The sequence below is a fragment of the Phytohabitans flavus genome (assembly GCF_011764545.1).
Classification (GTDB): domain Bacteria; phylum Actinomycetota; class Actinomycetes; order Mycobacteriales; family Micromonosporaceae; genus Phytohabitans; species Phytohabitans flavus.
This window is the reverse complement of sequence record NZ_AP022870.1, coordinates 9357223-9383289: the sequence shown is the minus strand read 5'-3', so window position 1 is coordinate 9383289 and position 26067 is coordinate 9357223. Positions and strand designations below refer to the sequence as shown.

The 26067-nt window shown below is 71.1% G+C and carries 21 protein-coding genes and 6 pseudogenes; 9 read left to right on the top strand and 18 right to left on the bottom strand.

The window, feature by feature from the left end; translation table 11 throughout:
• Nucleotides 1-17 precede the first annotated feature (17 nt).
• Nucleotides 18-1864 (bottom strand): annotated as a pseudogene (htpG, locus tag Pflav_RS41825) (molecular chaperone HtpG).
• A gap of 69 nt (nt 1865-1933) precedes the next feature.
• On the opposite strand from htpG, the gene Pflav_RS41820 reads away from it, so the two are divergent.
• Nucleotides 1934-2329, top strand: a complete 396-nt coding sequence (locus Pflav_RS41820) for a VOC family protein (RefSeq protein ID WP_173041993.1) — start codon at nt 1934-1936, stop codon at nt 2327-2329.
• Between the two features lie 4 nt (nt 2330-2333).
• On the opposite strand, the gene Pflav_RS41815 is transcribed toward Pflav_RS41820, so the two are convergent.
• From Pflav_RS41815 to Pflav_RS41785, 7 genes are all read right to left on the bottom strand, one after another.
• On the bottom strand, nt 2334-3539 hold the full coding sequence (locus Pflav_RS41815; RefSeq protein WP_232072540.1) for a sensor histidine kinase: 1206 nt from the start codon (nt 3537-3539) through the stop codon (nt 2334-2336).
• Nucleotides 3536-4195, bottom strand: a complete 660-nt coding sequence (locus Pflav_RS41810) for a response regulator transcription factor (RefSeq protein ID WP_173041992.1) — start codon at nt 4193-4195, stop codon at nt 3536-3538. Before Pflav_RS41810 ends, Pflav_RS41815 begins: the two co-directional genes overlap by 4 nt.
• A gap of 65 nt (nt 4196-4260) precedes the next feature.
• Nucleotides 4261-5589: an outer membrane protein assembly factor BamB family protein gene (locus tag Pflav_RS41805; protein ID WP_173041991.1), complete on the bottom strand. Its 1329-nt coding sequence runs from the start codon at nt 5587-5589 to the stop codon at nt 4261-4263.
• A gap of 2 nt (nt 5590-5591) precedes the next feature.
• On the bottom strand, nt 5592-6860 hold the full coding sequence (locus Pflav_RS41800) for a PQQ-binding-like beta-propeller repeat protein (protein ID WP_173041990.1): 1269 nt from the start codon (nt 6858-6860) through the stop codon (nt 5592-5594).
• Between the two features lie 43 nt (nt 6861-6903).
• The gene (locus tag Pflav_RS41795; RefSeq protein ID WP_173041989.1) at nt 6904-7281 is read right to left on the bottom strand and encodes a hypothetical protein; all 378 of its coding nucleotides are present in this window, start codon (nt 7279-7281) and stop codon (nt 6904-6906) included.
• Complete coding sequence (locus Pflav_RS41790; protein ID WP_173041988.1) at nt 7269-8207, bottom strand: outer membrane protein assembly factor BamB family protein; 939 nt, start codon at nt 8205-8207, stop codon at nt 7269-7271. Before Pflav_RS41790 ends, Pflav_RS41795 begins: the two co-directional genes overlap by 13 nt.
• A gap of 80 nt (nt 8208-8287) precedes the next feature.
• Nucleotides 8288-9736, bottom strand: a complete 1449-nt coding sequence (locus Pflav_RS41785; protein WP_173041987.1) for a hypothetical protein — start codon at nt 9734-9736, stop codon at nt 8288-8290.
• Nucleotides 9737-10133: 397 nt separating this feature from the next.
• Here Pflav_RS41785 and Pflav_RS44455 point away from each other — a divergent pair, with 397 nt between their 5' ends.
• The gene (locus Pflav_RS44455) at nt 10134-10379 is read left to right on the top strand and encodes a helix-turn-helix domain-containing protein (RefSeq protein ID WP_197938879.1); all 246 of its coding nucleotides are present in this window, start codon (nt 10134-10136) and stop codon (nt 10377-10379) included.
• A gap of 21 nt (nt 10380-10400) precedes the next feature.
• Nucleotides 10401-11024 carry a PIN domain-containing protein gene (locus Pflav_RS41775; RefSeq protein ID WP_173041985.1) on the top strand — a complete coding sequence of 208 codons (624 nt, stop codon included), beginning with the start codon at nt 10401-10403 and terminating at the stop codon, nt 11022-11024.
• A 4-nt stretch (nt 11025-11028) separates the two neighbouring features.
• Here the strand turns inward: Pflav_RS41775 and dxs are convergent, their stop codons facing one another.
• A complete protein-coding gene (dxs, locus tag Pflav_RS41770) occupies nt 11029-12972 on the bottom strand; it encodes a 1-deoxy-D-xylulose-5-phosphate synthase (protein WP_173041984.1) in 1944 nt (647 codons plus the stop codon).
• Between the two features lie 276 nt (nt 12973-13248).
• On the opposite strand from dxs, the gene Pflav_RS41765 reads away from it, so the two are divergent.
• Nucleotides 13249-13476, top strand: a complete 228-nt coding sequence (locus tag Pflav_RS41765) for a hypothetical protein (protein ID WP_173041983.1) — start codon at nt 13249-13251, stop codon at nt 13474-13476.
• Between the two features lie 79 nt (nt 13477-13555).
• On the opposite strand, the pseudogene Pflav_RS41760 reads toward Pflav_RS41765, so the two are convergent.
• Together Pflav_RS41760 and Pflav_RS41755 are read right to left on the bottom strand one after the other, a co-directional pair.
• Nucleotides 13556-14724, bottom strand: a pseudogene (locus Pflav_RS41760) (class I SAM-dependent RNA methyltransferase).
• Nucleotides 14717-16719 (bottom strand): annotated as a pseudogene (locus Pflav_RS41755) (APC family permease); the annotation flags it as partial. The pseudogenes Pflav_RS41760 and Pflav_RS41755, both read right to left, overlap by 8 nt.
• 91 nt (nt 16720-16810) lie before the next feature.
• On the opposite strand from Pflav_RS41755, the gene Pflav_RS41750 reads away from it, so the two are divergent.
• Both Pflav_RS41750 and Pflav_RS41745 read left to right on the top strand, forming a co-directional pair.
• Nucleotides 16811-17476, top strand: a complete 666-nt coding sequence (locus Pflav_RS41750) for a potassium channel family protein (RefSeq protein WP_173041982.1) — start codon at nt 16811-16813, stop codon at nt 17474-17476.
• Between the two features lie 2 nt (nt 17477-17478).
• Nucleotides 17479-18168 carry a potassium channel family protein gene (locus Pflav_RS41745; RefSeq protein WP_173041981.1) on the top strand — a complete coding sequence of 230 codons (690 nt, stop codon included), beginning with the start codon at nt 17479-17481 and terminating at the stop codon, nt 18166-18168.
• Here Pflav_RS41745 and Pflav_RS41740 read toward each other — a convergent pair.
• The 4 genes and pseudogenes from Pflav_RS41740 to dut form a co-directional block, all read right to left on the bottom strand.
• Nucleotides 18165-18815, bottom strand: a complete 651-nt coding sequence (locus Pflav_RS41740) for a DUF3159 domain-containing protein (RefSeq protein WP_173041980.1) — start codon at nt 18813-18815, stop codon at nt 18165-18167. The genes Pflav_RS41745 and Pflav_RS41740 overlap by 4 nt on opposite strands.
• 2 nt (nt 18816-18817) lie before the next feature.
• Nucleotides 18818-19198, bottom strand: coding sequence for an OB-fold nucleic acid binding domain-containing protein (locus Pflav_RS41735; protein WP_173042940.1), 381 nt, complete (start codon nt 19196-19198; stop codon nt 18818-18820).
• Nucleotides 19199-19429: 231 nt separating this feature from the next.
• Nucleotides 19430-20095 (bottom strand): annotated as a pseudogene (locus Pflav_RS41730) (DUF3710 domain-containing protein); the annotation flags it as partial.
• On the bottom strand, nt 20092-20562 hold the full coding sequence (gene dut / locus Pflav_RS41725; protein WP_173041979.1) for a dUTP diphosphatase: 471 nt from the start codon (nt 20560-20562) through the stop codon (nt 20092-20094). The gene dut and the pseudogene Pflav_RS41730, both read right to left, overlap by 4 nt.
• Nucleotides 20563-20737: 175 nt before the next feature.
• On the opposite strand from dut, the gene Pflav_RS41720 reads away from it, so the two are divergent.
• The gene (locus tag Pflav_RS41720; RefSeq protein ID WP_173041978.1) at nt 20738-21205 is read left to right on the top strand and encodes a DUF3093 domain-containing protein; all 468 of its coding nucleotides are present in this window, start codon (nt 20738-20740) and stop codon (nt 21203-21205) included.
• Here the strand turns inward: Pflav_RS41720 and Pflav_RS41715 are convergent.
• Both Pflav_RS41715 and Pflav_RS41710 read right to left on the bottom strand, forming a co-directional pair.
• Nucleotides 21195-21971, bottom strand: a complete 777-nt coding sequence (locus Pflav_RS41715; protein ID WP_173041977.1) for a hypothetical protein — start codon at nt 21969-21971, stop codon at nt 21195-21197. The genes Pflav_RS41720 and Pflav_RS41715 overlap by 11 nt on opposite strands.
• A gap of 13 nt (nt 21972-21984) precedes the next feature.
• Complete coding sequence (locus tag Pflav_RS41710; RefSeq protein ID WP_173041976.1) at nt 21985-22281, bottom strand: DUF4193 domain-containing protein; 297 nt, start codon at nt 22279-22281, stop codon at nt 21985-21987.
• Nucleotides 22282-22574: 293 nt separating this feature from the next.
• On the opposite strand from Pflav_RS41710, the gene Pflav_RS41705 reads away from it, so the two are divergent.
• Nucleotides 22575-23111, top strand: coding sequence for a LytR C-terminal domain-containing protein (locus tag Pflav_RS41705; protein WP_232072538.1), 537 nt, complete (start codon nt 22575-22577; stop codon nt 23109-23111).
• Between the two features lie 46 nt (nt 23112-23157).
• Here Pflav_RS41705 and Pflav_RS41700 read toward each other — a convergent pair.
• Nucleotides 23158-23954, bottom strand: a pseudogene (locus tag Pflav_RS41700) (inositol monophosphatase family protein).
• Nucleotides 23955-24224: 270 nt separating this feature from the next.
• On the opposite strand from Pflav_RS41700, the pseudogene Pflav_RS41695 reads away from it, so the two are divergent.
• Nucleotides 24225-25852 (top strand): annotated as a pseudogene (locus Pflav_RS41695) (RNA polymerase sigma factor).
• The last annotated feature ends 215 nt before the right edge of the window (nt 25853-26067 follow it).

Sequence of the window (26067 nt, the reverse complement as noted above, 5' to 3'; positions counted from 1 at the left end):
CGCGGTAGCTCAAATCTTTAGAGGGTGCGGGCCAGGCGGTCGGCGAGCAGGCGGGTGAAGCGGGACGGGTCGGCCAGCTCGCCGCCTTCCGCGAGCAGGGCCATGCCGTACACCAGCTCGGCCGCCTCGCCCAGCGTGGGGTCGTCGGCGTTGGCCGCGTGTGCGGTGCGCAGCCCGGTGACCAGCGGGTGGTCCGGGTTGAGCTCGAGGATCCGCTTGGTGCGCGGCAGCTGCTGGCCCATCGCCCGGTACATCTTCTCGAGCGTCGGGGTGATGTCGTGCTCGTCGCCCACGATGCACGCGGCCGATGTGGTCAGCCGGGTCGAGAGGCGGACCTCCTTGACGTCCTCCGCCAGCTTCTCGCCGAGCCACGACAGCAGCTCCGCGAAGTCTGCCGCCTGCTCGGCGGGGGCTCCGACTCGCCGAGGTCGACCTTGCCCTTGGCGGCCGACTGAAGCGTCTTGCCGTCGTACTCGGCCACCTGCTCGACCCACACCTCGTCGATCGGGTCGGTCAGGATCAGCACCTCGTAGCCCTTGGCCAGGAACGCCTCCAGGTGCGGCGAGTGCTCGACCATCGCGCGCGACTCGCCGGTCATGTAGTAGATGTCCTTCTGGCCGTCCTTCATCCGCTCCACGTACTCGCGCAGCGACGTCGACTCGGCGGCGGTCGAGGTCAGCAGCGTCAGGTCGAGCAGCTGCTCCCGGTTGTCCGGGTCCTCGATCAGGCCCTCCTTCACCGCCCGGCCGAACTCGGACCAGAACGTCCCGTACTTCTCCGCGTCGGCGGCCTTGAGGTCCTTGAGCGTGGACAGGACCTTCTTCGCCAGCCGGCGGCGCACCACCTGGATCTGGCGGTCCTGCTGGAGGATCTCGCGGGAGATGTTCAGCGAGAGGTCGTGCGCGTCGACCACGCCCTTGACGAACCGGAGGTACTGCGGGACCAGCGCCTCGCAGTCGTCCATGATGAACACTCGCTTGACGTACAGCTGCACGCCGCGCTTGCCGTCCCGGGTGAACATGTCGAACGGCGCGTGGGACGGGACGAAGAGCAGGGCCTCGTACTCGAACGTGCCCTCGCCCTTCATGTGGATCGTTTCGAGCGGGTCCGTCCAGTCGTGGCTGAGGTGCTTGTAGAACTCGTGGTACTCCTCGGGAGTGACCTCGCCGCGGGGCCGCGCCCAGAGCGCCTTCATCGAGTTGAGCGGCTGGTCCTCGCCGGCCATCCGGATCGGCCACGCGATGAAGTCCGAGTACCGCTTGACGATCTCCCGGATCTTCCACTCGGCGGTGTAGTCGAAGAGCTGGTCCTCGCGGTCCTCCGGCTTCAGGTGGAGGGTGACGGACGTGCCCTGCGGCGCCTCGTCGAGCGCCTCGATCTCGTACGTCCCCTCGCCGGTCGACTCCCACGAGGTGCCCGCGCTCTCGCCGGCCTTGCGGGTGACCAGCGTGACCTTGTCGGCGACCATGAAGGTCGAATAGAAACCGACGCCGAACTGCCCGATCAGCTCCGCCGAGGCGCCCGCGTCCGACGCCTCACGCAGCTTTCGCAACACTTCCGCGGTGCCCGACTTGGCGATCGTGCCGATGAGCGAGACGACCTCGTCGTGGGTCATCCCGATGCCGTTGTCGCGGATGGTGAGCGTGCGCTTGTCCTTGTCCGCCTCGACCTCGATGTGCAGGTCAGAGGTGTCGACCTGGATCTCCTTGTTGGTCAAGGACTCCAGCCGCATCTTGTCCAGCGCGTCGGAGGCATTGGAGATCAGCTCGCGGAGGAAGATGTCCTTGTTCGAGTAGATCGAATGGACCATCAGATGCAGGAGCTGACGCGTCTCCGCCTGAAACTCCAGCGTTTCCTTGCTCACCGAGAACTCCCTCCCGTACTTTCCGACTGCCGTCGAAAGAATACTGGCCGGCCCTGCGAGGATGCCCGGGTGACCTCCTTCATTTCGCACACCACCGTCGACTGCGCCGACGCGTACGGCTTGTCCCGCTGGTGGCAGCAGGTCCTGGACTACGTCGAGGACCCCGACGACCCCAACCTGCCGGGGCACGAGGAATGCATGATCTTCTCCCGCGACCGCACGCACCGGCTGCTCTTCATCGAGGTACCAGACAAGAAGCAGGTCAAGAACCGGGTCCACTTCGACCTGCGCCCGGTCGAAGGGGCGCGCGACGCCGAGCTGGCCCGGCTCGTCGAGCTCGGCGCGACCACCGTCGACGACCGGCGCAACCCCGACGGGACCGGCTGGGTCGTGCTCGCCGACCCGGAGGGCAACGAGTTCTGCATCCTGCGCAGCACCGCCGAGGTGGCCGCCGGCCCACAGTGAAAGATCAGTGCGTCGGCACCGCGGCGGTCGCGGCCACGACCGGCGTGGTGTCGGCCGCCGGCAGGGTGACGGTGACCTCCAGCCCGCCGCCCGGCTGGGCGGCGGCCGTCACCGTGCCGCCGTGCGCGTCGCAGACCGCCCGCACGATCGACAGGCCCAGCCCGGAGCCGCGCGCGCCGGTGCGTTCCCGGCCGCCCCGCCGGAACGGCTCGAAGAGCCCCGGCACGTCCGCCTGGTCGACCTCGAAGCCCGTGTTGCCGACGACAAGCCAGGCCGCCGCCGCGTCCGAGCCGGTGCGCGCCCAGATCTTGCCGTGCAGGTGGTTGTAGCGGATCGCGTTCTCGATGAGGTTGCCGGCGAGGCGGTCGAGCAGGCTCGGGTCGCCGACCACCGGCGCCGGGTCGAGCGAGGTGGTCACGGTCAGCTTGAGGCGGTCGGCCTCACCGCGTACCGCGGAGAGGGCGGTCGTCGCCGCGGTGGCCAGGTCGGTGTTGGCCTTGCGGGCCAGCCGCCGGCCCGACTGTGCCTCGCTGCGGGCCAGCACGAGCAGCGCGTCGACAAGGCCGTTGGCGCGCTCCGAGGCGTCCCGCACGACAGTGGCCATCCGCCGGTACTCCGCGACGTCCGCCTCCTCGTCGGCCATCGTCACGTCGATCTCGGTACGCATCACGGCCAGCGGCGTACGCAGCTCGTGCGACGCGTTCGCCACGAACCGCTTCTGCGTCTCGAACGCCTCCCCCAGCCGATCGAGCATCGCGTCGAACGTGGCCGCGAGCTCGGCCACCTCGTCGTCCGCCCCCGAGTACCGGATGCGCTGGTCGAGCGTCTCCTCGCCGAGCCGCTGCGCGGTCGAGGTGACCTGGTGCAGCGGGCGGAGGGCGCGGCCGGCCACCGCGTACGCCCCGGCGACGCCGACCACGCTGATCGCCAGCAGCGCGACAAGGCCCTTCGCGAGCAGCTCCCGCGAGGCCGCGTCGACCACCTGGTCCTGCCACTCGCGGGCGTCGAGGCGGCTGCCGTTGGCCAGCTCGACGGTGGTACCGGCGCGGAGCTGGTCGGCCGGGTGCAGCGCGTCGCCGACCAGCAGCCAGGCCAGCAGCACCAGGATCGCGCCGGCGCCGACCAGCAGCACGCCGTTGAGCAGCGTGAGCCGCAGCCGCAGCGTCGGCCGCAGCCGGTGGCGGCCGGGCCGCCCCGAGTAGACGGTCACTGGGTGACCCGGTAGCCGGCACCCACGACTGTCTCGATCAGAGGCGGGTCGCCGATCTTCTTCCGCAAGGTCATCACCGTGACCCGTACCGTCGTGGTGAACGGGTCGGTGTTGGCGTCCCACACCCGCTCCAGCAGCTCCTCGCTGGAGACCACGCCACCGCGCGCCTTGAGCAGCACCTCCAGTACGCCGAACTCCTTGCGGGTCAGGTCGAGCGGGGTACCGGCCCGGGTGGCGACCCGCTTGGCCGGGTCGAGCACCAGGTCGGCGACGGACAGCACGGGCGGCGCGGCGGGCGTGGCTCGCCGGCCGAGCGCCTGCACGCGGGCCACCAGCTCGTCGAAGGCGAACGGCTTGGGCAGGTAGTCGTCGGCGCCCAACTGGAGCCCCTCCACCCGCTCGGCGACAGTGCCGCTCGCGGTCAGCATCAGCACCCGGGTCAGCGCGCCGGACGAGACGAGGTCGGCGCAGATCTGGTCGCCGTGCACGCCGGGCAGGTCGCGGTCGAGCACGATCACGTCGTACCGGGTCACGAACGCCATCTCGTGCCCGGCGGTGCCGTCATACGCCAGGTCGACCGCCATGCCCTGCCGGCGCAGCCCGCGGGCGATCGCGTCGGCCAGGTTGCGCTCGTCCTCGACCACCAGGACCCGCACGGCGGCCACCTCCCCTTCGTCGTCGCCAGGCCAGCCTCCACCCCAAGGTGTGAAGCCAACGTGAGTCAACGTAACGGGATGGGGCGCCAGACACCTACGGACGCATCAAGGCGGCGGCAGATGACCGCGCCCACGCCCACGCGTGCCTCGCAGTCGCCGGTGACTCCGGAGACCACGCCGAAGTAGTGGGCCCCGCCGGTGGCCGGGTCGACGCGGGCCAGCCAAGCCTTGGCGGTGTTCAGATCGGTGCGCATCGCGATCAGCTCGCCGTCGCCGGTCGGCGGCGCGAGCACGGCCCACTCGCCGAGCTGCTCCCGTACCCGCCCGGTCTCCGGGTCGAGCACGGACAGCTGGGTACTGCTGTTCCGACCGGGCACCTGGGCCACGAGGACGTCGCCGGCCCGGCCGACGACCGCGGGGAGCGGGTCGAACCAGAGCAGGCGGCCGGTGGCCGGGTCAAGGACCCGTACGCCGCCCGTGTACGCGACCACGCAGATCTTGTCGCCGCAGCCGGACGTCACGTACTCGGTCGCCAGGTCGATCGGGGCATTCCACCGGTGGTCGAGGCGGTCCAGTCCGTACGCCTGCGCCACCGGCCCGCCGCGGACGAACACCATGTCGCCGGCGAACTGGACGTAGCTCGCCGGTATGTTCGGCAACCGGGGCGGCAGCAGGTCGGCGGCGGCCAGCACCCGCCCGTCCTCGGCGTCGCGCACCTCGACCCGCCCCTCGGGCAGCAGCGTGACGACGTGGGTGGGCGCCGCGCCCCTGTACCGGTAGGAGAGCCACCCGCCAACCGGCACCCGGTACGCCCAATGGACGGCACCGGTCACCGGGTCGACGGCCTCGAGCGTCTCGCGCCCGGTACTGCCGGCGGGTGTGCCGTCCAGCGAGGTCCAGAGCAGCACCCTGCCGCCCGCCGTAACGCCCTCGAACAGCGCCCGGCGCCGCCACATGATCTGTCCGGTGGCCTCCCGGATCGAGACGCTCTCGACCGCTTCCAGCAGCTCCGGCTGCGTGCTGATGAGCATCTGCCCGGCCACGGCGCCGACCCCACGCAGCGCGCCGGACAGCGGCAGCGGCGCCTGCCACAGCCTGGTCGCGCCGGGCAGCGTGTACGCCGTGATGGTGCGCGAGTCGGGCGGCGCCCCGCGGTCAGACGTAACCACGTAGTACTGCTCACCCGCCGCGAACGCCGTGTCGCCGAGCCGCGCCGGGATCGTCGCCTCGGTCAGCGGCGCCCGCTCGGGCAACGCGGGGCCCAGCGTGCAGGCCAGCACGGCCAGCCCGGCGGCCGCCCAGGCCAGCCGCCACCGCACCGGCGTACGCACCGGCTCGGGCACGGCCATCTCTTGGCCGGGCCGCATCTCGCCGAGGTCGATGACGGTGGTCATGGTCACAGTCTGCGCCTGGGGTACCAGACTCCGATAGAACCGCCGGCTCGCCGGCAGACCACCGCGACCGGGCCGGGCTGGCACTGGAAGACGTCGGCGAGCAGGCCGAGCACCTCCGCGTCCGCCGCGACCGGGTCGAGACGGGCGACGAGCGCGCGGGTGCTGCTCTCCCGGATGCCGAGCATGCGCCCGTCGTCGGCCGGCACCGAAGCGTTCCACTCGCCGAGGTCACCCACGACGCGCCCGTCCGCGGGGTCGAGCAGGGCCGCGTTGGGGTTTGTCGTCTGGCCCGGGCCGTACGCGAGCAGGCGCGGGCCGACCCGGAAGGCATATCCCCAGCCGGGCGCGGACCAGCGGGTGCGGCCGGTGGCGGCGTCGACGAGCCGGATGCCGCCGCCGTCGACCGCCCCTACGCAGAGCGCGTCGCCGCACTCCCCGCTGACGTACTCGCTGCGCATGTCGATGTCGGCCTGCCAGCGGCGGTCGAGGCGGTCCATCCCGTACGCGACGACCGCCCGCCGGCCGTCCGCCGCCGGGATCAAAAGCAGGTCGCCCACGATCTGTGCGGACGACTGCGCGTCGAACGGCAGGTGGGCGGTGGCGAGCAACGAGCCGGTGTCCGCGTCGTGGAGCTCCGCCATGCCGGACCTGTCCCAGTGCACGAAGCGACCGCGGTCGACGAGCACCGTATCGTCCACCGGGTACTCAAGCGACCAGCGCACGTCGCCGGTCGCCAGGTCCACGCCGAACACCCGCTGCCAGCGGCCGGGCGACTGGTCCTGGAGGAGCCCGTGGCCCAGACCGGTGCTGTGGTACCAGCCGCTCCGGCGCCACACCTCCCGCCCGGTGTCGGGCCGGATCGCGATGGTCTCGATGCCTGGGCCCTCCGCCATCGCCATCGCCATCAGCACGCCATCCACAAGGGACGCCGCGCGCACAGGCCCGGCGGTGTAGATGGCGGCCTCCCACTCGGGGGTCGTCGCGTCCGCCAGGCGGTACCGGGTGATCGTCCGCAAGCCGGCACGGATCACGCCGCGGCTCGGGCGCATGAGGTAGAGCGCGTCGTTGGCGACCAGGACATCGTCGGCGGCGGTGGCCTGGATGGTCACGGAGACCAGCGGAGAGCGCACCGGCGCGGCCGCGCCGACAGTGCCCAGCAGCGCGGCGATCCCGAGCACCGCCCCCACCGCCCGCCGCTGCCGTGCCGACCAGCGCCGCGGGGCCACCTCGACCTCGTCCTGGTCCTGCGGCACCCCCAGGTCGATCACCATACGAACCCGACCCCCGGCGCCGCCGAAAGGTTCCGGAGGAGGGTCAGCGGTAGGTCCAGATGTTCAGCTGGTCGCCGGGCACCCGGCACACCACGCTCCGCTCGCCCGCGGCGCAGTCCCATACCCGATATGGCACCACACCGAGCGGCCGCGGCGCGGCCGTGTGTGGCTTGGCGAGCGAGAGCCAGGTCCGGTCGTCGCCGACCTTGCGGCCGACCGAGATCAGCCCGTGCTCCGTGCGCGCGTTCAGCACCGTCTCCAGCCCGCCGAGGTCGAAGAGGGTACGGCCGGTGGCCGGGTCGACCGCCGCCAGCCCGGCCGGCTGCGCGTCCGCCACGAGCAACCCACCCACGTCGAAGACCGCGTCCGCGTCGTCGGTGTGCCAGACCAGCGTGCCGGTCGCCGGGTCTATCGCCTCCACGCCGAACGGGCTGGGCGTGCACACCAGCGGGCCGCAGGGCTGAAGCGGCGTACGTCGTCCTCGTTGATCACCCGGCGCCAGCGCAGCTCCAGCGTGTCCGTGGCGTAGGCCGCGACCCCGCGGTCGCCCTTCCCGTCCTGGTAGCCCAGCAGCAGTGAGTCACCCACGGTCGCCGAGAGCGTCGGGCCCGCGCCGGGCGGCAGCACCGCCTGGGAGGCCAGCACCGCGCCGGTACGGACGTCGCGCACCTCGGCTCGGCCGCCTCCGTCACCGCTCGTCACGGTCACGGCCCGACCATTGGGTACCGGCCGGACCGTGGTCGATGCGGGGAAGGTCGCCTTCCACAGGTCCCGCCCGGTGGTCAGGTCCACCGCCCGCACGCTGTGCCCGGCCGGCTCACCTGGGCGCAGCAGCCCGCCGATCACGCCGGTACGCCCGTCGTCGGCGACGGCCACGCGGGTCGGCAGCGTCCAGAGCACCCGGCCGGTCGCCGAGTCGACCGCGGTCGTGGGCGTGGAGATCCCGTCGCCGCCGACCAGGCCGGTGACCAGGACCATCCCGGTGGCCTGCTGCACGTCGACGAACTGCTCGAAGCTCGACTCGTACGGCGCTGCCCACAGTGGACGGCCGCTGGGCAGCTCGTAGGCGGAGAGCAGCCAGCGGTGGTCGGTCGGGCCGGCGCGGTCAGGGCTGGCCACCGACACATACAGCCGGTCACCGATCACCACGAAGTCGGTACGCCGCTCGAGCCCGAAGCTCGCGGTGAGCGTCAGGCTGGGCGCCGGCGCAGGACCGGAGGCGGTCACGGTGAGTAGTAACGCCGCGACGAGGGCGAGTGCGAGCGAGCGCCACTGCGCGGGCCGCCGCCCCCAGTCCCGTAACCGCGCGACCGGCGGCTCCCGATCCAGCCCGAGATCGATCACCATGGCGTCAAGCCTGCCATGTCCCGCGGAACCGGCGTCGCCGCTTCCGCGCGCCGGACCCGGCGCACCCACCGGCCGGGTGACTATGAGCGGCCGGCCTGCTGGGGCACGCGCGTGGCGTCGCGCTGCCAGGTCTGCACGTACGTGAACGCCGACACCCGCTCCACGTCGTCGAGCTGGAGCACGTCTGCGACCAGGTCGACAAGCTGGTTGCTGTCGTTGGGGCCGTCGGCCGGCGCGTGGCTGTCGAGCGCGGCGTGCACCCGGCTGCGCAGCGAACGCTCCCGCCGCCCGTTCGCGGCGGGCGGCTCTGGCTCGGGGTCGGCCGGCGGCGCGGGTACGGGTACGGGTACCTGTACCGACGCTGGCGGCTCTTGCACCGGCACCCGCGCGGTGGCCCGGGAGCGGCGGCGCGACGACTCGCCGTCGGCCGCGCGGGTCGTGGCGCGGTTGGGACGCTGTAGCTCTTCCCACTCCCGCCGGACCGCCTGGATGACCCGGAACTCCTCGCTCGGCTCGGTCAGCGCCGCCGATGGTACGGGCCGCGCCGGCACGACCTCGGTGACCTGGACCGGCTCCGGGCGCTCGGCGGCCACGGCCCGGGCCGGGCGCTCGGCGGCGGCATCGGCGTCCGCGACCGGTGCCGTGCGCTCGCCTATGGCCAGGGTGGGCTCCGGGCGCTCGGGCTCCAGGGCGAGCGCGGCGGTCGCCAGCTCCGCCAGCCGCGTGGCCGGCGCCTCCTCACCTGCCGGCAGGCCGGCCAGCCGCGCGGGGGTGAGGTCGGCGGCGATCAGGTCGGTCAGCCCGTCGTAGTCGGCGCGCTTGGACAAGCGGGCGGCGATCTCGTCCAGGTCGTACACGGCGAGCGCGATGTCCGCCGTCTTCGGGTCGACCGCAGACCGGATCTTCCGGTGCAGCACCTTCGCGATCGCCTTCTGCCGCCGCTCCCGCCGGGTCTCCGTGCGGGCGGCCGCCATCGAGCTGTACAGCCCCAGCTCAGGGTCGGCCTTGGCGAGCGACTTCGCACGCAGCGTCAGCAGCGGGTGGCGCACCCAGTGGCCGAACACCTCGTACGCCGGCGTGGTGGGCGGCAGGTCACCGGTCGCGCGCAGCCGGTCGCGGCGCTGGTTTTCCGTGTGCGTGAGCCACACCAGGTAGCCGAGCGCGGACATGCCCGCGAAGAAGCCGCCGAGCAGGTGGTCCTCGTGGGCCAGCCAGTTGAACGCGACCGCGCCCACAGCGATCGCCGCGGACAGCAGGCGCGAGCCGATCGCCCGCTCCCCGAGCCGGCGCCGGACGTCGGCGTTGGCGAGCACGACGATGCCGCCCAACTCCAGCGCGCCCACAGCCGGTATCGCCGCGACCAGCGGGATGCCCAGCGCCTCCACGGCACCGGAGACCTGGCCGGCGAGCGCGACCAGCAGGACGACCACGTAGAAGCTCTGCCGCATCACCGAGGCCCGCTTGACGGCCCGCTGCAGTGCGGCATCCAGGGTCGCCCGACCACCGCTGACCGCCCGCTCGTACGCCACCGCGCCTCCCCCTCGCTGTCTGCTAGCCAGGGACGTTACCGGCCGTCGATCGGCTCGTGGTTACGGGACACGATCCGGGCGTGCCAACATCCAACTGTCACCACGCCGCCTACGCTGCGCATTCGACCTGGTCAGCCACATGACCCGCGGTTACACTTATTTCGGATAACCCTGCTCCGGTGGGAGGCATGACGTGGCACGGTCGAGTGTGTTGGGGAATGCGACAAAGGTAGAACCAGGGCCGGAGGATCGCAGATCGGCGAGAGACCTGCGCCGAGCGGTAGGCAATGCCACGCAACTGTCGCTTCGGCTGCCGGGGGGCGAAGAGGTCGAGTTGCCGGCCGCGTTGGTCGAGATTCTTCGAGCGTCCACCGACGAACTGTCCGAAGGTCACAGCGTGACGATCCTGGCCTCAGAGGTCTTGCTGACTCCGGCCGAGGTCGGCGAGTTGCTAGGACTCTCACGTCCGTACGTGGTTCGCCTTCTCGATCAAGGGCAGATCGCATCCGAATTCCTACCCGACAGCCGACACCGCGTTGTCAGACTCGCCGACGTGCTCGATTTTCAAAGGCAACGGGAGCGACGCCGCATGGGCCGCCAACGTATCGTCGAGGCCATCGAATCCGAGGACCTCCCTTATTAGCGGCGTTGGGAGCCCCAACCCATGGCCCGTGTCTTCGTAGACACGAATGTGCTCTTCCCGTTCTCGGTCATGGACCTAATGCTGGCGTTGACCGAGGATGCCATCCACGAGGTGCTGTGGACGGACGCCCTGCTCGCCGAGTGGGAGCGCGTGATCGTCCGGGAGCAGCGACGCACTGCCGAGTCTGCCAGCCGAATCACCTCCAGCATCCGCGAGTTCTTCGCGGACAGTCGAGTTGGCGAGGATGAGTACCAAGCTCTGGTCGCGGAGATGCCGGCAAATGATCTGGATGATCAGCAGCACATGGCGGCAGCCGTGGCCGGCGGCGCGAATGTGATCATCACCTGGAATCGTGGCGATTTCCCGAGCGAGCCACTCGCGTGCCGGGGCATCAGGGTCTTGGATCCGGACGAATATCTGTGCGAACTGATTGTCGAGCTTCCGCGTGAGGTGGTCGACACTGTCGTTCGTATGGCCGCCGGAAAGCGGCGGCCGCCGTTGTCGGCTCACGATCTGGCGGACAGCCTCGCTAAGGCTGGGGTGCCAAACTTCACGACTCGCCTGACAGCTCGTCTCGACCATGGGGAAGCCCACCGGATCTGGTCGTCCGGTGGGCAGCCCAAGAAGCCGATGCGTGCACCTTGACGCGCTACTTGGCGGGGGACCTGCCGCCGTCAAGGACCTTCGCCTCGGCGAAGGACGGGGCGGGTGAGTCGAGGCCGGTGAGCCAGCCGGTTACCTCGCGGGCCACGTCCTGGGCGGTCAGACCGAGATCGGCGAGGATCTGGGCGCGGCTGCCGTGGGCGTGCCAGGCGACCGGTACGCCGAGGTCGCGCACCGGCACGGCCACGTCGGCGTCGCGCAGTGCCTTGGCCACCGCGTCGCCTACGCCGCCCGCGCGCACGCCGTCTTCGACCGTCACCACGAGCCGGTGGTCGCGGGCGAGCGCCACGATCTCGGGCGCCACCGGGCGTACCCAGCGGGGGTCGACGACCGTCACGCCGTAGCCCTGCTCGGCGACCCGCGCGGCCACGTCGACGCCCATCTGGCCGAACGCGCCGACGGCGACCAGCAGCACGTCGCGGCTGGACGACTCGACGAGCACGTCGACGCCACCCACGCGGCGTACCGCCGGCACGTCGGGCGCGACCGCGCCGGTCGGGAAGCGGAGCACGGTGGGGCCGTCGTCGACCGCGAGCGCCTCGCGCAGCTCCTCACGAAGCGTGCTGGCGTCGCGCGGCGCGGCGATGCGCAGGCCGGGCACCACGCCGAGGACCGACATGTCCCAGATGCCGTAGTGGCTCGGCCCGTCCGGCCCGGTGATGCCCGCCCGGTCGAGCACGAACGTCACCGGCAGCTTGTGCATCGCCACGTCAAGCAGCACCTGGTCGAACGCCCGGTTGAGGAACGTCGCGTACACCGCCACGACCGGGTGCAGCCCGCCCAGTGCCAGGCCGGCCGCGGACGTGACCGCGTGCTGCTCCGCGATCCCCACGTCGTACACCCGGGAAGGGTGTTTGCGGGCGAGGGTCGCGATGCCGGTGGGCTCACCCATCGCGGCGGTGATGCCGACCACGTCGGGCCGATCGTCGGCGATCGCGACCAGCTCCTCGGCGAACACGTTGGTCCACTTCACCGACGGCGCGGCCAGCAGCTTGCCGGTCTCCACGTCGAACGCGCTGCTCGGCCCGTGCAGGCAGTCGGCCTCGTCGTCCTCGGCGGGTCGGTACCCGTAGCCCTTGCGGGTGACCGCGTGCACGATCACCGGGCCGCCGAAGCCCTTGGCCCGGCGCAGCGCGGACTCCATGGCGAACATGTCGTGGCCGTCGATCGGGCCGACGTACTTGATGCCGAGGTCCTCGAACATGGCCTGTGGCGCCACGGCGTCCTTGATGCCGGTTTTGACCGCGTGGAGTACCTCGTACACCGGCCGGCCCACGATCGGCGTCGCGCCGAGCGTGTCCTTGATCGTGTCGAGCACCCTCTCGTACCCGGGGTTGAGCCGCAGGCTGGAGAGGTGGTCGGCGAGCCCGCCGATCGTCGGCGCGTACGAGCGGCCGTTGTCGTTGACCACGATCACGAGCGGGTTCTTCGCGGCGGCGATGTTGTTGAGCGCCTCCCAGCACATGCCACCGGTGAGCGCGCCGTCGCCGACCACAGCGACCACCTGCCGCGACTCACCCCGCAGGGCGTACGCCTTGGCGAGGCCGTCCGCGTACGACAAGGCGGTGGAGGCGTGCGAGTTTTCGATGATGTCGTGCTCGCTCTCCTGCTGGCTGGGGTAGCCGGAGAGGCCGCCGCGCTGCCGGAGCTGGTCGAAGCCGGCCTGGCGGCCGGTGAGCATCTTGTGCACGTACGCCTGGTGGCCGGTGTCGAAGAGGAACCGGTCCAGCGGGGAGTCGAAGACCCGGTGCATCGCCAGCGTGAGCTCGACCACGCCGAGGTTGGGCCCGAGGTGGCCGCCGGTCCGGGAGACCTTCGCCACCAGGAAGTCCCGGATCTCGGCGGCGAGGAAGGCCAGTTCGTCAGGAGTCATGCGCTTGACGTCCTGGGGGCCACGGACCGTACTCAGCAGACCTGGTTCAGCGCTCATGCCGGCCGATTCTATCGGCACCCGAACCGGCCCGCTCCGGAGTCGGCGGTGAAGAAGCTGTGCCCGTTCAGAGTCGATTGCCAAGGTCAGAGGCGCGCAGGCCCTGACTCGCTGGTCAGCCCAAGGGGTCACGGCGATTTCTCGGCCGCGTCCTCCGCCAGTGGTGGCGAGCCGATCGACGGCCAGCGGCCGGCATGCCATGGCGACCAGGACACCATCCCCCATACGAGGTACAAACCGGACAGATGCCCCCAGTCGACGAGTACGCTCGGTGACATGTCCGCCGCTCATCCGGCACATCGCGCGCGCCGCCCGGACGGTTCCGGCGCCGGTCAGTCGCTCGCGATGCTCGTCATTCTGCTGCTCTCCCTGCCTTTGCTGCCGTTTGTGCTGCTGGTCGTCGCGGTCGTGCGTGTCCGCGGCCGGCTTTCCTCTGTTCGGGCGGCGCGCCAGTCAGCGACCCTCACGCAGCCCGCTTCCGCCATTCCGCCGCCCGCCGTATAGCCCGCCACCGCTCACCCTCGGAGCGGAAAGCGCGGGTAAGCACCCAAAGCGCGAAAACCCAAAAGCGAGCGAGCCCGAATCAGGGCAACAACAGCCCCACGCATTCGACGTGGTGCGTCATGGGAAACAGGTCGAACGCCCGGAGCGTCGCGAGCCGCCATCCACCGTCCCGGAACGTGCGTACGTCCCGGCGAAGGCCGCCGGGTCGCAGGCGACATACGCGACGGCCCGCGGGCCCGCGGCCATCACGGCCTTGGTCACCGCGGCGCCGGCGCCGGTGCGGGGTGGGTCGAGCACGACAAGGTCCACCGGACCTTCCACGCGCCGTCGGCGCAACGCCGCCTCCACTGTGGACGACACCACGCGCGGGCCGGCCAGGTCGGCGAGGTTGGTACGGGCGGCGACGACCGCCGGCGGTGCCGACTCGACGAGCGTGATCGGGGCGTCCGGACCGAGCTTGGCGGCGAGCGCGGCGGCGAAGAGGCCGGCACCGCCGTACAGGTCCCAGGCCGACTCGCCGTGCCGCGGCTCCAGCATGTCGAGCACGGCGCCGGCCAGGGTGTCCGCGGCAGCGGGGTGCACCTGCCAGAAGGCGTCGGCCGGCAGCGTCCACTCCCGACCCACCGCCCGCTCGGCGACCGGGCCGTCGAAGTCACCGTCCGGACCGACGGCGGCCGGCCCCTCGGCAGGAGCCACTGTGTCTACTGTGGACGCCGAGGGCCACGTGCGCGCGGTGACCGGCAGCTCCTGGATGGCCGGGTGGGCGATCCGGCAGCGGTCGATCGGCACCACCTCGTGCGAGCGGTGCTTGAGCAGCCCCGGCCGGCCGGCGGCATCCACCGTGTACCGGACCCGCGTGCGCCAACCGAGCGGGCCGCCGGGCAGCGGCTCCACGACTACTGGGAAGTCGGGCAGCCCGGCGAGCCTGGCCAACTGCTCGCGTACGACGGCGGCCTTCCACTCCAGCTGGGCGGCCGGCGCCACGTGCTGGAGGTCACAGCCGCCGCATGCGTCGGGCCGGGCGAACGGGCAGGGCGGCGCGACGCGGTCCGGCGAAGCCTCCAGCACGGAGACCGCGTCGGCGCGCAGGTACCCGGGATGCTCCTCGGTGATCTCGGCGATCACCCGCTCGCCGGGCAGGGCGTGCCGGACGAACACCACCCGCCCCGGTGGTTCGCCTAGGCGTGCCACGCAGTGTCCGCCGTGCGCGACCGGGCCGACGTCGAGGGTGACGCGTTCGAGAATCACTGCCGCGGTGTCCGGTCGCGGGGCCGCGGGCGGGACCGCGGGCCAGGTCACGGTCGAGGCGGTCGAGGTCTTTGGCGGCGGAGGAGGCGAGCTGCCACGGCACGCTTGTCACCATCACACCCGGCTCGAAGAGCAACCGCCCCTTGATACGCAGCGCGCTCTGGTTGTGCAGGATGTTCTCCCACCACCTGCCCAGGACGTACTCCGGGATGAAGACGGTGACCACGTCCCGGGGTGAGCTGCGGCGGACCGACTTGACGAAGTCGACGATCGGGTTGGTGATCTCCCGGTAGGGCGAGTCGACGACGGTGAGCGGTACCGGGATCTCGCGGCGCTCCCACTCCTGCTGGATCTGCCGGGTGTCCTTGTCGTCGACGTTGACCGTGACCGCGGTGAGCGAGTCGGGGCGGGTGGCCTGGGCGTACGCGAGCGCCCGCAGCGTCGGCAGGTGCACCTTGCTGACCAGCACGACCGCGTGGTTTCGGGCGGGCAGCACCTGCCGGTCCTCGTCCGGGGTGAGCTCGCGGGAGACCGTGTCGTAGTGCTTGCGGATGGCCAGCATGGTCACGTAGATCACAGCCATCGCGGCGATCGCGATCCACGCGCCGAGCAAGAACTTCGTGATCAGCACGATCACCAGCACCGTACCGGTCATCACGGCACCGAACGCGTTGATGGCCCGCGAGCGCATCATGCGGCGGCGCTGCTCAAGATCACGGGTGCGGGGCAGCAGCCTGTTCCAGTGGCGGATCATGCCGATCTGCGACAGCGTGAACGATACGAACACACCCACGATGTACAGCTGGATCAGCCGTGTGACCTCGGCCTGGAACGCCACGATCAGCAAGATCGCGAAGAGCGCCAACAGGATGATGCCGTTGGAGAACGCCAGCCGGTCGCCGCGGGTGTGCAGCTGGCGCGGCAGGTAGCGGTCCTGGGCCAGGATCGAGCCGAGGACCGGGAAGCCGTTGAACGCGGTGTTCGCGGCCAGGAAGAGGATCAGCGCGGTCGCGGCCGCTACCACGTAGAGCAGCACTCCGGTGCCGAAGACCGCCTCGCCGAGCTGGGTGGTCACGGTCTTCTGCTCGTACCCGGGCGGTCCCCCCACGATCTGGAGCGCCGGGTCCTCGACGAACTGAAGGTGGGTCAGGCGGGACAGCCACACGATGCCGACCAGCATCGTGACCGCGACGACACCGAGCAGCAGCAGCGTGGTCGCGGCGTTGCGGCTCTTGGGCGGCCGGAACGCGGGCACGCCGTTGGAGATCGCCTCCACACCGGTCAGCGCCGCGCAGCCCGACGAGAACGTCCGCAAGAGCAGGAACACCATCGCGAAGCCGGTCAGGTGGTCGTCCTCGGCCGCGATCAGCAGGTCGGCGCTCGGCGCACGCAGGTCCTCACCGAGCACGAAGATGCGGACCAGGCCGGTCAGGAGCATGCCGATGATGACGATCATGAAGCCGTACGTCGGGATCGCGAACGCCGTACCCGACTCGCGCAGGCCCCGCAGGTTCATCGCGGTCAGCAGTGCCACGGCCGCCACCGCCACCGCCACCTTGTGCTCCGCCACCCACGGGATGACCGACCCCAGGTTGGCGACGCCGGACGAGGTCGACACGGCCACGGTCAGCACGTAGTCGACCATCAGCGCGCTCGCCACCCCACGCCCGCCTTGGCCCCCAGGTTGACGGTCGCCACCTCGTAGTCGCCGCCACCCGACGGGTACGCATGCACGTTCTGCCGGTAGCTCGCCACCACTGTGAGCATCACCACGACGACGGCCAGCGCCACCCACGGCGAGTAGAAATACGCGCTGGCCCCCGCGATCGAGAGGGTCAGCAGGATCTCGTCCGGCGCGTAGGCCACGCTGGAGAGCGCGTCCGAGGCGAACACGGGCAGCGCGATCCGCTTCGGCAGCAGGGTGTGCTGAAGCCGGTCGGACCGGAAAGGCCGGCCGACCAGCAGCCGCTTCAGCAGAGAGGTGGGACTGGCCACAAGCGCCGATGCTACGTGGCGGGGTGGCCGATCACCCGTCTGAGGCGATCACGTGGGAGGCTTCTCGCGGAAACGAGAGGAGAGTCACGGAGTGCACGTGGTGATCATGGGTTGCGGGCGGGTCGGCTCGACCCTCGCGCACACCCTGGAGGCGCGCGACCACTCGGTCGCGGTGATCGACCAGAACTCCGACGCGTTCCGGCGGCTGGGCCCCGACTTCGGCGGCATCACGGTCACCGGCATCGGCTTCGACGGCGACGTGCTGCGGGAGGCCGGGATCGAGCGGGCCGACGCGTTCGCCGCGGTCTCCAGCGGCGACAACTCCAACATCATCTCGGCCCGGTTGGCCCGCGAGACGTTCGGCGTCTCCCGCGTCGTGGCGCGCATCTACGACCAGAGGCGCGCCGAGGTGTACGAGCGGCTCGGCATCCCGACCGTGGCCACCGTGCGGTGGACCGCCGACCGCATCCTGCGCCAGCTCGTGCCCGAGGGCACGGTGGAGATCTTCCGCGACCCCACCAGTACCGTCTCGATCATCGAGGTGCCGCTGCACAAGGACTGGTACGGCCACCCGGTCAAGCAGCTGGAGTCGGTCACCGGCACCCGGGTCGCGTACCTGACCCGCTTCGGCATCGGCACGCTGGCCAGCCACTCGACCATCCTTCAGGAGGGCGACCAGGTGTACATGCTGGTCACCGACGACATCGCGGAGCGCGTGAGCCTGGTCGCCAGCACCGCGCCGGAAGGGAGCCGGTAGCGATGCGGGTCGCGATCGCCGGAGCGGGCAACGTGGGCCGCTCGATCGCTCAGGAGCTGATCGAAAACGGCCACCAGGTGATGCTGATCGAGCGCCAGCCGAAGATGCTCCGCCCCGAGCGGGTGCCGGCCGCCGAGTGGGTGCTGGCCGACGCCTGCGAGCTGGCCAGCCTCGAAGAGGCCGCGCTCTCCAGCTGTGACGTGGTCGTGGCCGCCACCGGCGACGACAAGGTCAACCTGGTGGTGTCGCTGCTGGCCAAGACCGAGTTCGCGGTACCGCGGGTGGTCGCCCGGGTCAACCGCGCGGAGAACGAGTGGCTCTTCACCGAGCAGTGGGGCGTCGACGTGGCGGTTAGCAAGCCGCGCGTGATGGCCGCGCTGGTCGAGGAGGCGGTCACGGTGGGCGACCTGGTGCGGCTGATGACGTTCCGGCAGGGTGAGGCCAACCTGGTCGAGATCACGCTGCCGCCCACCGCGCCCTACGTCGGCCATCCCGTGCACGCCGTGCCGCTGCCCCGGGACGCGGCGCTCGTCGCCATCCTGCGCGGCAAGCGGGTGCTCGTACCCACCCCGGACGACCCGATCGAGGCCGGCGACGAGCTGATCTTCGTGTGCACCGCCGAGGTCGAGGACACGGTCCGCGCGGTGATCCTGGGCGCCGACAGCGTCGAACGCACCCGCGGGGGCAACTAGGCTGTCGCCGCCTCGGGCACCGACTTGGTCACACGGCGTACGGCCCAGACCGTGAAGGCGAGCAGCAGCAGGTACGGCGGGTAGCCGAGCACGAGCCGGGCGATGCCCAGCGCGGTGTCCTGGTCGGCGAGGTACAGCGCGGCCTGCACGCCCACCTTGGCCAGCCACACCACGCCCCAGAGCACGGTGAGGCGGCTGAACAGGCGGATCAGCTTCGGGTCGGTGCGCCACTCGGACTTGCCACCGGCGACGATCACGGACCAGATCCAGCCCACCAGCGGCTGCCGGACGGCCACCGAGAGGAGCAGGGCCAGGCCGTAGCCGATCCCGTACAGGATGCCGGGCAGGTAGAAGTCCTTTTCGTCACCCGTACGCCACGCGATGAACGCGCCGACGCCCACGCCGAACAGCCCGTTGAGCGCGTGGCGGATGGGGCGGCGCTGGATCAGGCGGAGGGCGGCGATGGCCAGCGCCACGCCGACCGAGGCGATGAGGGCCGGGTTGAGGTCCGCGATGATGTTGACGAAGACGAACACCACGACCGGCACGCTCGACTCGACCAGACCCCGCCAGCCGCCCAGCTGGTCGGCCATCTGCTCGGCGAAGCTGGGCAGGCGTTCTTCGTCGTCCTCCGGCTGCGTCGTCATGTCTATCGAGGCGCTTCCAGCTCGTAGTACGGGTTGTAGATGACTTTACGGTCGTCACGTACCGCGACGCGACCGCGCGCCGTCAACTGCCGGCCGGGCTCGATGCCGGCGATGTGCCGGCGGCCGAGCCACACCAGCGTGACCACGTCACTGCCGTCGTACAGGTCAGCCTCCAGCGTCGGGAGGTTGGTCCGTGGAGTGTAGACCACGGTGCGCAACCGGCCGCACACCGAGACGAGCTGACCGCGGCGACACATGCCCGCGAGGGTGGAACCGGACTCCGCGCTCTCCCGCTGGAGCTCCTCCGCGTCGAGCTCCGCCTCGCTCGCGGTGAGGCGCTGGAAGAACCGGCGTACCGAAGATGTGGTGTGGTCGGTCGCCATGACCTTGGGGTCAGCCTCCTCGATGGGGGTGTGTCCGGTGGATCTTGTGGATGACACACCCTGAACCGGCGCCCGCCGGCCCCTGCCAGCGTACGCGTCCGCGGGCAACACGTCGATCGACGTCGGTCGACCCTGAGGTTTAGGTGCGGCGTGGGCGGGGGACGGCCTGCGACCGGGCGGCTGGCTCGGGCCGGCGCCGTTGACCGGCGGCGGCGTGTCGTCGACCTCGACCTCCGGCGCGGCTTCCTGTGCCTGGCCCTGCTGGGCCTGCGCGGCAAGCTCCTTCGGCAGGCGCAGCGGGAGCGGCTCGCGCACCGGCTTGGCCTCCTGGCCGCGGTCGACCACCAGACCGTGCATGCAGTCCAGCAGCGGGCCGGCGCCGGACGGGTCGACCGCCGCATGCCCCTGGTACACGCCGCGGACCATCCACCGCGGGCCGTCGACGCCGACGAAGCGCAGGTCGGTCATGCCCTCCGGGGTACGCACACGGGCGCGCAGCTCGATCCCGTACTCACCGTCGGTCTCCTCCGCGGCCACGCCGTCGTCGAAGAGCGACTTGCGGATCTCGGCGCGTACCTCGTCCCAGATGCCCTCGCTCCGCGGCGCGGCGAAGACGCCCAGCTGGAGGGCGTTTTCCCCGTGCACGAGCACGACCTGCTGCACCACCCCGTCAGGGTTGGCCTGCACCCGCACCTCGACGCCGTCGATCGCGGGGATCTGGAGGCTGCCCAGGTCGAGCCGCTGCACGCCCTCCGGGGCCTCGGACGCGTCGTACGGTCCGACGCTCGGCACCTCCGGCTCGGTCTCGGCCGGCTGCTCGTTCTCCTCCGGGCGGCCCCGGCGCTGGTTGTTGTCCCGCGCGTGCCGTCCGCCCTCTCGCCGTCGCGAGAACATCAACGCACCTCCCCAACCAGGCCCGCGTGCCCACCGGTCGAACCGTGCCCGCCCGCCCCGCGGCTGGAGTCGGGCAGCACGTCGACGAGCTGGAACGCGGCCCGCTCGACCCGCTGCACCACGAGCTGTGCGATCCGGTCACCCCGGGAGATCTTGGCAGTCGTGGCCCGGTCGTGGTTGACCAGGTTGACCTTGATCTCGCCCCGGTAGCCGGCGTCGACCGTGCCGGGCGCGTTCAGCACCGTCACGCCCAGCCGCGCGGCGAGGCCGGAACGCGGGTGCACAAGCCCCACGAACCCCTCCGGCAGCGCGATCGCCACGCCGGTCCCCACCAGGGCACGCTCGCCCGGCGCGATCTCCACGTCTTCGGCCGCCACGAGGTCGGCACCCGCGTCCCCCGGATGGGCGTACTCCGGCAGCGGCAGGTCCGGGTCGAGCCGGCGCACCGGTACGGGCACAGCGTCGGTCACGTCTGTCTCTTTCGTTCACAGGGCTTGCGGAGGGTTGCCGCACCCTCCATCCTGCCGTATCTCATTGCTCGGCTTCGCGCTCGCTCCGCTCCTCGGGCCGTGGCCGGCCCTGCGATGCTCACTCGCTGGCGCCTCGCGTGTCAGGGTGGGGGCGCCGGGACGTACCCTCACCTCCGTGGAGGAGTATGCCGAACGCCTGATCGTTCCGTGGTGGCTGTGGCTGCCTGGTCTTGGTGCCGCCGCCCTCCTCGCGACCGAGATCTGGATGGGCTCCACCGGGGTCCGCGCCTGGCTGCCCTTCGCCGTGCTGCTGCCGCTGGCGGTCGCCGGCCTGTGGTGGGTGGGTCGCATCCGGGTCCGGGTGGCCGGCGGCGAGCTGTACGTCGACGACGCCCACCTGCCGGTGCGCTTTGTCACCGACGTGGTGCCGCTCGACGCCTCCGGCCGCCGCGAGGTGCTCGGCGTTGGCGCCGACCCGCTCGCCTTCGTGGTGCAGCGGCCGTGGGTCGGCGGTGCCGTGCAGGTCGTGCTCGACGACCCGGAGGACCCCACGCCGTACTGGGTGGTCAGCTCCCGCCACCCCGCGAAGCTGGCCGCCGCGCTGCTGGCGGCCCGCGACGCCACCCGCGCGGCTACTCGCTGACGACCTGGCCCTCGATCGCGTCGCGCCCACGCCGCCGCAGGTCGTCGCGGATACGTTCACCGAGGGCGTGTGTCGCCCGCCGGTTGAGGTAGCCGGCCACGGCCGCGCCGGTCAACAGTGGACCGAGCGTGGTGAGGTTGCGCCCGAGACGGCGCAGCAGGCGGTCGCGCAACTCCTTGCGGGCCGCGGTGCCGAGCACGGCGCCGATGCCGACGCCCGGCGTCAGCGGGTTGAACCCCCGCTGCTGTGACCAAGCGTGGATCAGGTGTATCGCGCGCTGTGGCCCAGTGCCCGGGATCGGCTGCCCGTAAACCTCGTGCAGCTCGCCGATCAGCTTGATCTCGACAGACACCACGGCGACTGTCTCGACCGTGAGGAGCACCGGCGCGGTCAGCAGGGTGGGCGTCGCCGCCCACTCGACGGCGGCGATGCCGCCGCCGGCCGCCCCGACGCCAGCCGTCACCCTGCTGGCGTTACGGACGAGCCGCTCGGCGAGCGCATCACCGTCCAGGCCGTCGTGGTGGCGCCGGAGCGTCTCCAGGTCGCGGACCGGGATGTACGGCGCCACGTCGGCCACTGTGTCGGTCATCCAGCGGACGGCGACCCTGGGCCGGAACATCGCGCCGATCCGGCGGATGGGTACCCGGGCGGCGATGCGGCGCAGGAGCCGCTTTCGCTCGGCCTCGGGTACGCCCTCCTCGCTGAGCTCGGCGATCGCCTTGCTCAGCTCTGGGTCCACTCCGGACTCCGGGACTTCGTCAGTCACGGCACTGTCCAGGTCAGGCGCACTCGGTGCAGATCAGCTCGCCGTTCCGCTCGTACGCCAGCTGGCTCCGGTGATGTACCAGGAAGCAGCGTGCACAGCGGAACTCGTCCTGCTGCATCGGCAGCACCTTGACGGTCAGCTCTTCGTCGGCGAGGTCGGCTCCAGGCAGTTCGAAACTCTCGGCTACCTCGGTTTCGTCCACGTCCACAGCGCCCGACTGTGAGTCGGTCCGCCGTGCCTTGAGCTCCTCCAGGCTGTCCTCGCCGAGGTCGACCTCGTCGCGACGCGGTGCGTCGTAGTCGGTGGCCATCGGTTGTCACTCTCCCGTTCGTGTGTCGCTTCCGGATGTAACCCGGACGACGACGTTTCTGTGCCCAACTGTGGGCGGCGTACCTTACCGCCTCGCGAGCGAGGCATGTATACCGCCCCTGTGGGATGCATGTACGCCCCCGCGCGCGAAGTTGTTCCCAATGTGACTCAGGCGACACGAAGATAGGGGTACCCGCGTCGGCCGTACTGTCAACACACCGGCGACTCGACCTGATTCGCGGCTTTGCGTGCCTCCTTCCGCGTGACAAGCGACCAGGCGCTAACCTCACCCGCATGACCTTTGCCCGAGTGCGAGCACTCGTCGTCGTCGGCGTACTGGTCGTGTTCGCGCTGGTCTTTGTCGGGGTCGCGCTGATACGCGACTCACAGGGTGGCGAGGCTGTGTCGGCCAGTTGCCCAGAGGGTTGGCCGCAAGGCGACATGGTGCTTCGCGAAGCGAAGGACATCAAGATCAACGTCTACAACGCGACAGACACGCAGGGCCTTGCCGAGGCGGTGGCGGATGACTTCGCCGGCCGCGAGTTCCAGGTGAAGAAGAAGGGGAACGACCCGCAGAAGAAGGCCGTCGACGGCGTGGCCCTCCTGCGGTACGGGCCGAAGGGCATCGGGTCGTCGCAGGTGATCCAGGCGTTCTTCCTGGGTAAGGCGGCCACGCAGTACGACCCGAAGCGCCAGGACGACCTCGTCGACGTGGTGCTCGGCGACCAGTTCCAGCAGCTGGCCACCCCCACCGAGGTCAACCAGTCGCTCGTCGACCTGGGCAGCCCGCAGGTGCCGCCCGGTACCTGCGCGGGCAAGACGGAGGCCTGAGCGGCGGCTCAGGCCTTGAGAGGCGACGCGGGCGGCGTGGGGTGACTCAGGGGCCGCCCGCCGCGTCCAGCTCGACCAGGCGGTCGTGCAGCGGCTTGAAGAGGGCGGGCGGGGCGGCGACCACCATGTCCAGCCCGGGTGGTGCCCCGTCGAGGCCGGCGACCACCAGGCCCGCTTCCATGGCGACAAGGCCGCCGGCGGCGTGGTCCCAGGGGTTCAGCCCTTTTTCGTAGTACGCGTCTAGCTGCCCGCCCGCGGCCGCGCACAGGTCGAGCGCGGCCGAGCCGAAGCGCCGGATGTCCCGCACCTGGCCGAGCAGCCCGTGCAGCACGCCCGCCTGGTGCACCCGCCGGGCCGGGTCGTACCCGAAGCCGGTACCGACGAGCGCCTGGCCGAGCTCGGTCTGCGGCGAGCCCTGGAGCCGCTCGCCGTCGCGGAACGCGCCGCCGCCCAGCGTGGCCGTCCACTCCGCCCCGGTCGCCGGGTTGTGCACCACGCCGGCCACCACCCGCCCGTCCACCTCGGCGGCGAGCGAGACGGCGTACTGCGGGAGGTCGTACAGGTAGTTCACGGTGCCGTCGATCGGGTCGAGGATCCACCGCACGTCACCGTGGGCGCCGCTCGCGCCGTACTCCTCGCCGAGCACCGAGTCGCGCGGCCGCCGTACCCGCAGCGCGTCGACCACCTGGCGCTCGACGGCGCGGTCCGCGGCGGTCACGACATCGGTGTCGGTGCTCTTGGTGGTGACGCCGGAGACCCCTCGACGCGCATCCGGCGGGCGGTATCGCCCGCCTCCCTGACGATCTCCACGGCGATCGCGAGCAACTCCGCCGCGTCCGGCATCGGGTACCCCTCCAAAAACGCGTTCGGCCCGTATCATCCTGTCAGAGCTTCGAAAAGACCCTCTGCGGCGGCCCCCGGAGCCGCTCCCCTGGCGTGCGCCGCGGGATGATCGCCGCAGACAGCGTTACAATTCACGCTGCCCACCGCGACGCAGACCGCCACCGCCCGGACGGCCCGCGAGACGGGGGCTCCCACAAACCGGCCAGTTCGCCACCTCGTGCTGTGCTGACCGGTCGGCCGCGTTCGTTCATCGCCTCCGGAAGGTCATTCGTGACAGAGCCTCGCCACACCGGCGCCGACGTTCGCTCGATCACCGACTCTCTGATCGCCCACGCCGAGAGTGCCGGCGGTCAGCTGACCTCGGCTGAGGTCACGCAGACCGTGGAGGCCGCCGCGGTGACCCCGGCCGAGGCGAAGAAGATCTTGCGGGCCCTCGCCGAGCGGGGCGTAACCGTTGTGTGGGACGGCTCGGTAAGTACCCGACGCCGCGTTTCCGCCGCGCGGTCCGCGACCCCCGCGTCCAAGGCGACCACCGCCAAGGCGACGAAGACGGCTGCCAAGAAGGCGCCGGTGCCCAAGCCGGCACCCGCCGAGGAGGCCACCGTGACCCCGCTCAAGAAGGCCGCGCCCGCGGCTGACGACGCAGCCGCCACTCGCCCCGCCAAGGCCGCTAAGGCCGCCAAGGCGGCACCCAAGATCGCCCCGGGGGACGCCGCGCCCAAGACCGGCCCGGCCAAGGGCGCCGTCAAGGCCGCGCCCGGCGGCGAGGCGCCGGCCGACGGCACGCCGCCCGAGGGCGAGGTCGAAGACATCGATCCCGAGACTCTGGCCGCCGAGATCGAAGACGTCGTGGTCGAGGAGCCGGCCGAGCTCGCCGAGGCGGCGCAGGCCGACGCGACCGCCGACAGCAACGACTTCGAGTGGGACGACGAGGAGTCCGAGGCGCTCAAGCAGGCGCGCCGCGACGCCGAGCTCACCGCCTCCGCCGACTCGGTCCGCGCCTACCTCAAGCAGATCGGCAAGGTCCCCTGCTGAATGCGGAGCAGGAGGTCGAGCTCGCCAAGCGCATCGAGGCCGGGCTGTACGCGGCGGAGCGCCTGCGCGCCGCCGAGGAGGGCGAGGAGAAGCTCCCCACCCAGATGTACCGCGACCTGAGCTGGATCGGGCGCGACGGCGAGCGGGCGAAGAACCACCTGCTCGAGGCCAACCTGCGGCTCGTGGTCTCGCTGGCCAAGCGGTACACCGGACGCGGCATGGCCTTCCTCGACCTCATCCAGGAAGGCAACCTCGGCCTCATCCGCGCGGTCGAAAAGTTCGACTACACCAAGGGCTACAAGTTCTCCACGTACGCCACCTGGTGGATCCGCCAGGCGATCACCCGCGCCATGGCCGACCAGGCCCGCACCATCCGCATCCCGGTGCACATGGTCGAGGTGATCAACAAGCTCGGTCGCATCCAGCGCGAGCTGCTCCAGGACCTGGGCCGCGAGCCCACCCCGGAGGAGCTGGCCAAAGAGATGGACATCACACCTGAAAAGGTGCTGGAGATCCAGCAGTACGCCCGGGAGCCCATCTCGCTCGACCAGACCATCGGCGACGAGGGCGACAGCCAGCTCGGCGACTTCATCGAGGACTCCGAGGCCGTGGTGGCGGTCGACGCGGTGAGCTTCTCGCTGCTCCAGGATCAGCTCCAGCAGGTCCTCCAGACGCTCTCCGAGCGCGAGGCGGGCGTGGTCCGGCTGCGCTTCGGCCTCACCGACGGCCAGCCGCGCACGCTCGACGAGATCGGCCAGGTCTACGGCGTGACACGCGAGCGCATCCGCCAGATCGAGTCGAAGACGATGTCGAAGTTGCGACACCCCTCCCGGTCCCAGGTGCTCCGCGACTACCTCGATTGAGGGACGCCCGTCAACAGAGCGTGTCGCTTTGAACACCACCCGTACATCTCCGCGTGGTCATCTCGCCGTTGCCCAGATGTGATCGTTGACGTGGCACCCTTGTCGCACGGCACACTGTCGGTAGCCAGGTGTGACCTCGGTCCCCAGAGGGCACTCCGGGAAGGCAGCACCCCCTGTGGGTGTTGGACGATAGGTGAGCGACGACCGAAGAACGT